This window comes from uncultured Pseudophaeobacter sp. (genome assembly GCA_905479575.1).
Taxonomy (GTDB): domain Bacteria; phylum Pseudomonadota; class Alphaproteobacteria; order Rhodobacterales; family Rhodobacteraceae; genus Pseudophaeobacter.
In genome coordinates this window covers 1-11,643 of record CAJQNB010000082.1, presented here as the reverse complement: position 1 = coordinate 11,643, position 11,643 = coordinate 1, and the positions used below count along the sequence as shown (strand labels likewise).

General features: G+C 56.3%; 10 protein-coding genes. 2 read left to right on the top strand and 8 right to left on the bottom strand.

Annotation, left to right across the window (positions count from 1 at the left end; all coding sequences use genetic code 11):
* The first annotated feature begins 346 nt into the window (after nucleotides 1-346).
* Complete coding sequence (locus QZ268_RS18875) at nucleotides 347-712, top strand: VOC family protein (protein ID WP_295455581.1); 366 nt, start codon at nucleotides 347-349, stop codon at nucleotides 710-712.
* 13 nt (nucleotides 713-725) lie between these two features.
* Here the strand turns inward: QZ268_RS18875 and sulP are convergent, their stop codons facing one another.
* Nucleotides 726-2,483 (bottom strand): sulfate permease, encoded by a 1,758-nt coding sequence (gene sulP / locus QZ268_RS18870; protein WP_295455580.1) that lies wholly within the window; start codon nucleotides 2,481-2,483, stop codon nucleotides 726-728.
* A 763-nt stretch (nucleotides 2,484-3,246) separates the two neighbouring features.
* Nucleotides 3,247-4,467 (bottom strand): acyl-CoA dehydrogenase, encoded by a 1,221-nt coding sequence (locus tag QZ268_RS18865; protein ID WP_295455579.1) that lies wholly within the window; start codon nucleotides 4,465-4,467, stop codon nucleotides 3,247-3,249.
* 109 nt (nucleotides 4,468-4,576) lie between these two features.
* Here QZ268_RS18865 and QZ268_RS18860 point away from each other — a divergent pair, with 109 nt between their 5' ends.
* Nucleotides 4,577-5,491 (top strand): LysR substrate-binding domain-containing protein, encoded by a 915-nt coding sequence (locus QZ268_RS18860; protein ID WP_295455578.1) that lies wholly within the window; start codon nucleotides 4,577-4,579, stop codon nucleotides 5,489-5,491.
* Nucleotides 5,492-5,582: 91 nt separating this feature from the next.
* Here the strand turns inward: QZ268_RS18860 and phoB are convergent, their stop codons facing one another.
* The 6 genes from phoB to QZ268_RS18830 all read right to left on the bottom strand — a co-directional run.
* On the bottom strand, nucleotides 5,583-6,272 hold the full coding sequence (gene phoB / locus QZ268_RS18855) for a phosphate regulon transcriptional regulator PhoB (protein WP_295455577.1): 690 nt from the start codon (nucleotides 6,270-6,272) through the stop codon (nucleotides 5,583-5,585).
* A 3-nt stretch (nucleotides 6,273-6,275) separates the two neighbouring features.
* The gene (phoU, locus tag QZ268_RS18850; RefSeq protein WP_295455576.1) at nucleotides 6,276-6,986 is read right to left on the bottom strand and encodes a phosphate signaling complex protein PhoU; all 711 of its coding nucleotides are present in this window, start codon (nucleotides 6,984-6,986) and stop codon (nucleotides 6,276-6,278) included.
* 19 nt (nucleotides 6,987-7,005) lie between these two features.
* Nucleotides 7,006-7,803 carry a phosphate ABC transporter ATP-binding protein PstB gene (pstB, locus tag QZ268_RS18845; protein WP_295455575.1) on the bottom strand — a complete coding sequence of 266 codons (798 nt, stop codon included), beginning with the start codon at nucleotides 7,801-7,803 and terminating at the stop codon, nucleotides 7,006-7,008.
* A gap of 14 nt (nucleotides 7,804-7,817) precedes the next feature.
* A complete protein-coding gene (gene pstA / locus QZ268_RS18840) occupies nucleotides 7,818-9,170 on the bottom strand; it encodes a phosphate ABC transporter permease PstA (RefSeq protein WP_295455574.1) in 1,353 nt (450 codons plus the stop codon).
* Nucleotides 9,170-10,648, bottom strand: coding sequence for a phosphate ABC transporter permease subunit PstC (gene pstC, locus QZ268_RS18835; protein ID WP_295455573.1), 1,479 nt, complete (start codon nucleotides 10,646-10,648; stop codon nucleotides 9,170-9,172). Before pstC ends, pstA begins: the two co-directional genes overlap by 1 nt.
* A gap of 107 nt (nucleotides 10,649-10,755) precedes the next feature.
* Nucleotides 10,756-11,643, bottom strand: an 888-nt coding sequence (locus QZ268_RS18830) for a substrate-binding domain-containing protein (protein WP_295455572.1), incomplete at its 5' end; no start/stop codon positions are given.

The following is an 11,643-nucleotide window of genomic DNA, read 5'->3' as shown; positions in this document are numbered from 1 at the left end:
CCACCGCCTCAACGAAACGCCGCGCAAGTGCCTTGGCTACCGGACGCCCGCTGAGGTCTTTGAAAGCAACCTGATGGAAATTCAGAACCGGTTGGAGTAAAACGAGATATCAAGAACTGCACTTCACCGTGAGTTCACAGTTGCGAGCGCGCGTCCCCAACCAATGCCAAGCCAAAAATATGATGCTTAAAACCGCCTGGTCGTCACCAAACGACATTCAAAACGCGCGCAACAAACACGCCATACCTGAGATGGCCGGCCTGATTGCTTTGCGCGGGCAAACCTGACACGGTCAGGCATTCTCTGATACATCGGTTTCAACCCAAACGATGCAAAGGCAGTGGCAATGAAAGCAGCACTTGGGCGCATCATTATTTACACTCATAAGATCGAGCAAATGGTTGCGTTTTATTCCAAACATTTTGGTTATACGCTCTCCCATATCGAGGGCGATCGGATTTTAGAACTAAAGCCAAAAGACAACGGTATTCCGATACTTTTGCACCCTGCATCCGCCAAGCAAAAGGAGGGTCAGGTTCTTGTAAAGCTAGTGTTTGATGTCAAAGACGTCCCGACTTTTTGCGAAGCTGCGCGCGGTAACGGTTTGACGTTTGGTACTATTTTTCAGACTGACGGATATAGCTTTGCCAATACAAAGGATCCGTCGGGCAACACCGTTCAAGTTTCAAGCAGAGCTTTTATGCCGCTATAGGTTCGCTATGCCCCTAAGACGGGTTTGGCTTCTGATCCTTTGTCAGTTTCTCATAGGCACAGTTCTGCGATAGAAAAACTTCACCGCTGAGGTCATCCAGGAAATGGCTCCGTTTCAAGCGGTCCATCACTGGCCCTTTGACCTCTGACAGATGCAGCTGCACCCCAAGATCAGCAAGCTGGTGGTTGATGGCCTCAAGGGATTCCAGGGCGCTGAGGTCGATTTCATTGACAGCCGAACACATCAAGACAACGTGGCGCAACTGCCCTGCCCCGCGATGGACACGATCCAGGATCAGCTCTTCCATGCGCCGGGCATTGGCAAAATACAGGCTCTCGTCAATCCTGAGGGTGACCAACGTCGGGTCGGTCAGCACCTTGTGGCGGTCAATGTTTCTGAAATGCTGGCTCCCTGGCACCTGCCCGACCTCAGCCACATGGGGGCGCGAGGTTTTCCACAGGAACAGCGCGATCGAGGTCGCAACCCCAGCGCCAACACCGGTTTCGACTCCAACCAGCAGTGTCAACACCACGGTTACGAAAACGGCGGCAAAATCTGCACGCGAATAGCTCCAGGCGGTTTTTAGGATGGAGAGATCGACCAGCGACAGAACGGCTACGATAATAGTGGCTGCCAATGTCGCGGTTGGCAGGAAATAAAGATATGGTGTCAGATAGATAGCGGCCAAAGTCAAACCAATTGCGGTCATAGCGCCAGCCGCTGGGGTACGTGCACCGGCGTCAAAGTTCACCACCGATCTGGCAAAGCCACCGGTGACCGCATACCCCCCCGACAAAGCGGAGGCAATATTTGCGGCCCCCAGGGCTGTCAGCTCCTGATTGGGATCAATCTTTTGGCGGCGCTTGGCGGCCAGTGTCTGGGCGACAGAGACGCTTTCCACATAGCCGATGATGGTGATCAACACCGCAGGGCCAATCAGGGCGGTTAATACCGAACTGTCCAGTGTCGGCAACCCTAAAGGCGGCAAGCCAGTTGGCACCGTCCCAACAACCGAAACCCCGAGGGCTGGCAGATCCAACCCCCAGGACAAGGCAATGGTACCAAAGACAGCAAAAACCGGGCCAACGCGTACAATAGTACCCGCAGCCAGCTTGGACAGGCCAAATTTGCCCTGCAACAGATCCGAAAGCCCAAGGCGGAGCCAGAACAAAAAGGCCAGGACACCAAGACCTAAGATAAGCGTCACAAAATTGACCTGTCCCAGCCCCTGCCCCAGCGACCCAAGGATCTCTATCAAGTTATGCCCTGTGGCTTTGATACCCAGTATGTGCTTGGCCTGGCTCACCGCGATCAACAGGCCTGAGGCGGTAATAAACCCTGCGATAACAGGATGTGAGAGCAGGTTTGCAACCACGCCCAGTTTCAGCGCCCCCATGGCAACCAGCAAAACCCCCGACATCAGCGCCAACACAGCTGAGGCAGCGACATAGTCGGCGACGGTTTCCAACCCCAGCGATGACAGGGCCGAGGCAGACATCAAGGAAACCACCGCGACCGGCCCCACCGCCAATACCCGTGAGGTGCCAAAGATGGCATAGGCGACCAAGGGCAGGATCGAGGCGTATAGCCCAACCTCTGCGGGAAGTCCCGCCAGCAAGGCATAGGCCAGGGATTGGGGGATCAGCATGATGGTGACAATCACCGCTGCAGTGACATCGCCACCCAGATCTTGTCTATTGTAAGCAGCGCCCCAGGTTAGGATCGGGAAAAGCCTTTTCCACTGCGGGTTGCCCGAGGCTGTTTTTGTCATTGCCGCTCTCATCCGTTTAACGCCCTCTGGGCCGGGAATATTTACACATTCATTTATTTATATGTAAATGGGTAAGAGTAAACCCCTGGCGCCGACCAAAGCGAAAGAAAAGCCTTCACAGGCCCGACGAAAGATGTTAACCTATTGTAAAGATGCGATAATGTTTGGGTCTCCGGCGGGCTAGGCCTGCCAGTCTTGCGTTTTTGTAGCTACATCTGTGCAAATCTATAGATATATTTTTGCAAAGCTAGCCCGAGGTCGGCGTTTGCTCTCTTGCGGAGCGGCTTCCCCCATTGCATCGCTGCAAGATCACCCTGCCCTATGGCGCCGCTAAGCGCCCTCTGCACAAATGGCTGCAACAGGCGTGCCGCGCCACTCTGGTTTTGTATAATCCCGAGGTCGGCATCGTGGATGGTAACCAAATGAACCGGACTGCGACACAGCGCCCCCCAGGCCTGCTGCTCTCAAGCCCTTTGTTTTCAAGATAAGATCAGCAGACCTCCACTGCAGATCGGGCTTTAGGTAGCAAAGCGGCCTGTTAAGGTTTTTGGATCCTAACCACGTCCCGGAGAGGACAAACTCCCCCGCCTATCCCTTGCAGCTTTGCCGGGATGGGCTCCCAACCTCCAATATATGCAAAATTGCAAATCGATATTGCGCAGATGCAGATCTGGAATGGCAAAGGGCGAGGGATGGCTCATCACCCCTCGCCCAGTATCAGAGCAAATTTTCCAAAAACCTGCCTACGAAAGGCACGCTTTCCTTAGAAAAACGCCTGCAAACCGGTTTGAGCCCGGCCAAGGATCAGCGCATGCACGTCGTGGGTGCCCTCATAGGTGTTAACGGTCTCCAGGTTCACCATGTGGCGAATGACGTTGAATTCCAGGCTGATGCCGTTGCCGCCATGCATGTCACGGGCATTGCGGGCAATCTCCAGCGCCTTGCCGCAGTTGTTGCGCTTGACGATAGAAATCATCTCTGGCGCAGCGTTTGCCTGATCCATCAGGCGGCCAACCCGCAAAGAGGCCTGCAACCCGAGGGTGATTTCGGTCTGCATATTGGCGAGCTTCAGCTGGAACAATTGGGTGTTGGCCAGCGGGCGGCCAAACTGATGGCGGTCCAGACCATATTGACGGGCCGCATGCCAGCAGGCCTCTGCCGCGCCCATGGCGCCCCAGCTGATGCCATAGCGCGCCCGATTCAGGCAGCCAAACGGACCTTTCAGCCCCTGGACATGCGGCAACAGCGCCTCATCACCAACTTCAACACCATCCATGACGATTTCACCGGTGATCGAGGCCCGCAGCGAGGCTTTGTTCTGGATCTTTGGCGCCGAGAGGCCCTTCATGCCTTTTTCCAGCACAAAGCCACGGATCTTGCCGCCATGTTCTTCGGACTTGGCCCAAACAACAAAGACATCCGCAATCGGTGCGTTTGAAATCCACATCTTGGAGCCGGTCAGCTTATAGCCCGTCGCGGTTTTTTCGGCGCGGGTTTTCATGCCGGCTGGGTCTGAACCTGCGTCAGGCTCGGTCAGACCAAAACAGCCGATCCATTCCCCAGAGGCCAGTTTGGGCAGGTATTTCTGACGCTGTTCTTCGCTGCCATAGGCATAGATGGGATACATCACCAGTGAGCTTTGCACCGACATCATCGAGCGATAGCCACTGTCGACGCGCTCGACCTCGCGGGCAACCAGACCGTAGGAGACATAGCCGCCGCCCAGTCCGCCGTATTCCTCGGGGATGGTGGTGCCCAGCAAGCCCATTTCACCCATTTCACGGAAGATCGCAGGATCGGTTTCTTCGTTTTCATAGGCCGCAGTGACCCGTGGCTGCAGCTTTTCCTGGGCATAGGCCCGAGCGGAGGCGGTGATCATCCGCTCATCTTCGCTCAGCTGGTCGTCCATACGCAGGGGATCTTCCCAGGTGAACCCTCCCAGATCAGGGGCGTCTTTGGCGCGCAGGCTTGGCTTATCAGTCATCAAAAGATCCTCAATATTGGATTTATGGCGTGTGTTGCGCAAAGATTAACAGCTGCCCTGACAAAAAAACAGCGAGACTTTGGCACTCAAACATGAGTAAAACTCATACATGCAACATCCCCGGCGATTCCTCCCCTCAATCTCTGCCCTGCGGGCTCTTGAAGCCCTCGACCGGCTTGGCAGTGCTTCTGCGGCAGCCGAAGAGCTGTGCCTGACCCAGGGCGCAGTTAGTCGGCAATTACAATCCCTTGAGGCGCAGCTTGGGGTGTCTTTGGTCCAGCGCGACCGCAAAAAACTGCATCTGACACCGGAGGCGGAAACCTATGCCGGCGAGATCCGCGAAGCGCTGGACAAGATTACTCAATCCACCCTGCGTGTGCAGACGGCGCCACTGGCGGGAACACTCAACCTAGCCATTTTGCCTGCCTTTGGGATGCGGTGGTTAATGCCGCGCCTGCCGGAATTTGCCCGCCGTCACCCCGATATCACCATCAATATGACAACCCGGCTGCAGGCTTTCAGCTTTGGCAGTGAACCAATTGATGCAGCAATACATTTTGGAAACGCGGACTGGCCCGGCACTGATAGCCTGTTGTTGAAAAGTGAGCATCTTCTGCCGGTTTGCAGCCCGGAACTGGTGGCCATTGGCAACTATGTTCCCGCGCAGCAAATCCTCAAAATGCCGCTCCTGCATATTCAGACCCGCCCAAAGGCCTGGCTGGATTGGTTCAATCTCCACCGGGTTGACGCCAGCCCAGAGGAGATGGGCGGCACAATGTATGATCAATTCTCAACAATAACGCAGGCTGCGCAGCATGGGCTGGGCGTGGCCCTGATGCCGGACTATCTGGTGGAACAAGACATCGCCACCGGGCGATTGACGGCACTACAGCCGCACACAACCGAGGCTTCCGGCGCCTATTATCTGGTTTGGCCCAAAAACAAATCCCGCGATCCGGCGTTGACGACCTTTCGTCACTGGCTAGAGGGACAGGCCCAGCCAGAAGATCCGTTGCCGCGATAAGGCCCCCCAGTTCACCGCAGCGGATAACAAAATGGGCGCCCAAACAAGGGCACCCATTTGACTTCACGTCCCGTCCTGGTTCTGGCCAGACTTAGCCCAAGGCGTAGCCTGCCCCGCGCACGGTTCGCACCGGGTCATCCCCGCCGAACTGGGTCAGGGCTTTGCGCAAACGGCCAATATGCACATCGACGGTCCGGGTATCGACATAGATGTCACGGCCCCAAACCCGGTCCAGCAATTGCTCCCGGCTCCAGACACGACCTGGCTTTTCCATAAAGGTGGACAGCAGGCGAAACTCGGTTGGTCCCAGCTTCAGCGAGTTCTCCGAGCGGCTGACTTTATGGGTTTCTGCATCCAGTATGATGTCATCAAACTCCAAACGCACACCGACGGTCGACGGGCGCACCCGGCGCAGCTGGGTACGCACCCGCGCCATCAGCTCAATCACCGAATAAGGTTTGACCACATAGTCATCCGCGCCGGTTTCCAACCCGCGCACCTTATCGACCTCCTCGGATCGGGCCGACAACATAATAATCGGAATGCCGCGTGTTTCAGGCCGCGTTTTCAAGCGGCGACACACCTCGATACCGCTCAGATTTGGCATCATCCAATCCAGCACGATAATATCAGGCATGTCTTCTTCGACAAGCAGCAGGCCTTCTTCGCCGTTTTCTGCCCGAATGACCCGAAAACCATCGGCCTCCAGATTATAGGCAAGGACTTCCCGCTGCGCCAATTCATCTTCGATGATCAGGACAGTAGGCTGATCGGCAGTCATGGATCAAAGCTCCCCGATCGCGGTGGAGGTGGTATCGGCTTTGGGCCGCTCATCCTCGGGGCGGTTACCAGTCACCAGATAGATCAGCTCCTCGGAAATCGAGGTCACGTGATCGCCCATGCGTTCGATGTTTTTAGCAATAAAATGCAGGTGCATACAGGCGGTAATGTTGCGCGGATCTTCCATCATATGCGTCAGAAACTCGCGAAACAGCGCATTGTACATCTGATCGACTTCACGGTCCCGGATGATCACATCCGCTGCCAGTTCAACATCCCGTTGGATATAGGCGTCCAACGCATCCTTGAGCATCAGTTCGACCTCGCGGGCCATTCTACGTAAGGCAGAGGAGCTGTCGGTGCTGTCATGCCACTGGATCAGCACACCGGTGCGTTTGGCGATGTTTTTGGAGTAATCACCGATGCGTTCCAGATTGCCGGCGATTTTCATCACCGACAACACCACCCGCAAATCAACCGCGGCCGGGGCACGCATGGCAATCACGCGGGCGGATTCTTCATTGATCAGCTCTTCCAGACCATCAATGGCCTGATCCGCAAGACGCACCTGTTGCGCCAGCTCTTCATCCCGGGTCTCCAGCGCCCGTGCAGAATCGACGATGGCCGCTTCGACCAGTCCCCCCATCTTCATGATCTGGGCCTGAATCGCTTCGAGATCCCGATCAAAGGCGGAGGCAATATGTTGTTCTACCATGGTATTTTCCTTTGTGGGCTTAACCGATACGGCCTGTGATATAGCTCTCGGTGCGGGGGTCTTCGGGGTTGGTAAAAATCTGGCCTGTAGCGCCAAACTCAACCAGATTGCCAAGATGGAAGAAGGCCGTTTTCTGGCTGACCCGTGCCGCCTGTTGCATCGAGTGGGTCACGATTACCACCGAGAAATTTGACCGCAACTCGTCGATCAGCTCTTCTACCTGCGCGGTGGCAATTGGATCCAGCGCCGAACAGGGTTCATCCATCAACAGGACTTCTGGCTCGGTGGCAATGGCACGGGCAATGCACAGACGCTGTTGCTGACCGCCAGAAAGACCGGTGCCGGGGGCATCCAACCTGTCCTTTACCTCTTCCCAAATCGCAGCCCGGCGCAGGGATTTCTCAACAATCTCATCCATTTCCGCCTTGTTTCTCGACAGACCATGGATCCGGGGACCATAGGCGACATTGTCGTAGATGGATTTTGGGAACGGATTGGGCTTTTGGAAGACCATGCCGACCTTGGCGCGCAACTGCACCGGATCGACCCGTTTGTCATAGATGTCTTCCCCATCCAGCAGGATGTCACCCTCCACCCGGCAGACATCAATTGTGTCGTTCATCCGGTTGATGCACCGCAAGAAAGTAGACTTTCCGCAGCCCGAGGGGCCGATAAAGGCTGTGACCGTGTTGGAGTCGATTTCGACATTCACGTTCTTGATGGCATGCGTATCCCCATAGTAGACGTTCACGTCCCGTGCGGAGATCTTGGTGGTCATTGTGTCCAAGGTTTTATCCAACATATTCATAGTGTTCATTTCCTCACCTCCGGCTACCAGCGACGCTCAAAGCGACGACGCAGTATCACCGCCACCGTGTTCATGGTTACAAGAAAAACGAGTAGGATGATAATCCCGCCCCAGGCGCGTTCATAAAAGGCCGGGTCGGCGCGTTTGGCCCATTCGTAGATTTGTGCAGGCATTGCAGAGTTCGGGGACAACAGGCCTTCCCCGATGGTTTCAGGCGCATTGGAAGCGATAAAGCCAACCATGCCGATCAACAGCAGCGGTGCGGTTTCCCCCAGTGCCTGGGCCAGGCCGATGATGGTCCCGGTCAGAATGCCAGGCGCGACCAGGGGCAGCACGTGGTGGAAAACCGATTGCATCTTGGAAGCACCAACCCCCAGGGCCGCATCCCGGATCGAGGGCGGAACCGCCTTTAGGGCGGCACGGGTGGAGATGATGATCGTCGGCAGCGTCATCAGCGTCAGCACCAGGCCACCAACCAACGGCGCCGACATCGGCAGATGCATATAGTTGATGAAAACCGCCAGCCCCAGAATACCGTAGACAATCGAAGGCACCGCCGCGAGGTTGGCAATGTTCACTTCAATCACATCGGTGATCCAGTTCTTGGGGGCAAACTCTTCCAGATAGATCGAGGCGGCCACACCAATGGGCAGGGCCAGGGCCAGCACCACCAGCATCATGAACAGCGACCCCAGCATTGAAACCCCCATGCCGGCAGCTTCTGGACGTTGGTCAGAGGCGTCAGAGCCGGTGATGAAGTCAAGGTTAAAGGTTTTTTCAATGACCCCAGCCGCAATCAGCGCATCCACCAGATCCAGCTGCGCCGGAGAGATATTCTTGTCATTGGCAATGCTGTCGCGGGACACCCGGTCCTTTAAATAGCCGTCAACACGGCTTTGGGCCAGAAAACGAAACTCAACGGTTTCGCCAATCTGATCAGGGTTGGCCAGTACAAAGGCCCGCAGTTGCGCCACAGCGTTCTTCGACAAAAGCCCCGCCATATCCTTGGATTTCAGGCTGGTCTCAATGCCCAGGTCTGAAACCGCTGTCTGCATCGCGGATTTGATCAAGGGCGCATAGCCAAAGGTGGTGACGCGCTTGATGTCTTCGATGTTTCGTTCGCCGTTTTTGTCCAGTTTGCTTTCCAGCAATTCAACATTCACGGTAATAAAGGTCTGCTGAAAGGCACCAGTGCCGCGGCCGACAATTGTGGTCACCAGAACCAGCAGCATAATCAGGCCGACGGCGATGGCAGCAATACCATAGGCTTTGAACCGGGTTTCCGACGCGTTGCGCTTGATGGTCCGCTGGGACAGTGTCAGCAAAGAGCTCTGCGCTGGTGCCGGCTGGTTCGGGGTTGAGCTGAGATCGGTCATTAGTCGTACTGCTCCCGATATTTGCGCACAATATAGAGCGCCAGGACGTTTAGGCCTAGGGTAAGGACAAAGAGGGAAAGCCCGAGGGCAAAGGCTACCAGAGTTTCGGGGCTGGCAAAATCGGTATCGCCAGTCAGCTGGCTGACCACGCGGGTGGTGATTGTTGTCATGGATTCGAAAGGGTTGGCCGAGAACTTGGCAATTGCCCCTGCCCCCATAACCACAATCATCGTCTCGCCGATGGCGCGCGAGGCTGCCAGCAGAATGGCGCCAACAATCCCCGGAAGCGCGGCCGGCAAAACCACCTGACGAATGGTTTCCGATGGGGTAGCACCAAGGCCAAGCGAGCCATCACGCAGGGATTGCGGCACGGCGTTGATAATGTCATCCGACAGCGAGGACACAAAGGGGATCAGCATAATGCCCATCACCACCCCAGCGGTCAGAACCGAGGTCGCGCCTGTCATCCAGCTGAGCCCAAGCACACCGTCTTCACCCTGGCCGAACAGTTTGAGCAGCAGCGGACCAACCGTCAGCAGCGCAAAAAGACCATAGACGATAGTTGGGATCCCAGCGAGGATCTCAAGCAGCGGTTTGGCAAAGGAACGCACCGTGGAGCTGGCATATTCAGACAGGTAGATGGCGGCAAACAGGCCGATGGGTACCGCAACCATCAAAGCAATCGCCGAGATGTAGAGCGTCCCCCAGAGCAAAGGCAACATCGACAGTTCACTGTCGCCGCGGAAGTTCGGCGCCCAGGTAGAGCCAAAGAAAAAGTCGCTCCAGGCATGCAAGCCAAAGAAGTTGATGGTCTCAAACAGCATCGACAATACGATGCCAACCGTGGTGAGGATCGCCAGCGATGCAGCCAGAATGAGCAACGCTAGAACACCGCGTTCCACAACGTTTCTGGCACGAAACTCTTTGGTGGTACGCAGCGTAGATAGTCCAAACCCAATCAGCGCCAGGACCAGGCAGACCAGGGTCATGGCGGTTGATCCCACACTGGACAGCCTACGGTAGCTTTGCGCGGCCTCCAGCACTTCGGGGCGCACTTCAGACCCCAGGGCAACCCCAACAGTACCGAGAACCGCGCGAATATCACTGGCTTCGGTATTCAGTGTGATCGACTGGCTTTTGGTCATAACCCCCTGCAGGACAGCCTCGTCCAGGCCTTCGGCCAGGCGGCGCACGTCGCTCATCACCAGGCCAATGCTGGTGTTTTCAGGGATAAGTTCTGCGGGGATCGTTGCCGACACCCGATTTTCAATCAGGAGCGGCTGCGCCAACAGCCAGATCATCAGGGTGATCAGGGCTGGAATAGCAACGCTCATGGCGACATTGGCGCCGTAATAGACGGGCAGTGAATGCAGTTCGCGCGGGTTTCCCTGCGCCGAGTTCAAGGCGCGACGGCGCCCGAACCAAAAGCCAAGCGCAGTAAGCGCCAGCAGGACAACGACAAGCCAGAATGTTGGCATCTTATGCTCCGGTATGGCAGCGGCAGAAAATGGGAGCTGGATCTGGTCCAGGAATTAGGACTGGGGCGGAGAGCCCGCCCCAGTCAAAAGCTATGTACTGGGGGCGATTAGGAGTTGCCGCCCATGGTGGCTTCGTTGGCAACCGCGTCCTGCGTGTCGCTCAGTTCTGGGTCAGCAACCAGGCCATACTCGGACAGTGGGCCATCGGGGCCGGCAACCTCATCGGAGATGAAGAACTCAGCATATTCTTTCAGGCCTGGGATCACGCCGATGTGGGCTTTTTTCACGTAGAAGAACAGTGGGCGCGACACAGGGTATTCGCCGGTGGCGATGCTTTCGGTCGAAGGCACGATACCGGACATGGTCGCAACCTGCAGCTTGTCGGTGTTGTTTTCATAGAACGCCAGACCAAAGACGCCGATGCCGTCCTTGTTGCTTTCAATACGGGCCAGGGTCTCGGTGTAGTCGCCGTCGATGTCGACAGAAACGCCATCGGTGCGCAGCGAAATACAGGCTTTTTCAGCGGCTTTTTTCTGTGCCTTGGCGGTGTCGCCTTCGGCATGGGCCAGCAGGTGCTCGAATGCGCCGGTGGCTTCACAGCCTGCCAGGATCACTTTGTCTTCGAACACTTCACGGGTGCCGTGCTTGGTGCCAGGAATAAAGGCCTGCAGGGCCTGAGCTGGGAAAGATGGGTTCACGTCGGCCCAGGTCTTGTTTGGGTTTGGAACCATTTTACCGTCAACCAGGATCTCGTCAGACAGCGCCAGGAACCAGTCGGTTGGGGTGTAGGCAAATTCGTTGCCGTTGATGTCAGAGGCAAAGACGATCCCGTCATAGCCGATGCGAACTTCGATGATATCTGTGACACCGTTTGCGGCGCAGACTTCAACCTCTGCAGGTCGGATGGCACGGGACGCGTTTGCGATATCCAATGTGTTGGCGCCAACGCCTTCACAAAACCGCTTCAGACCAGCGGATGAGCCGCCTGATTCGAC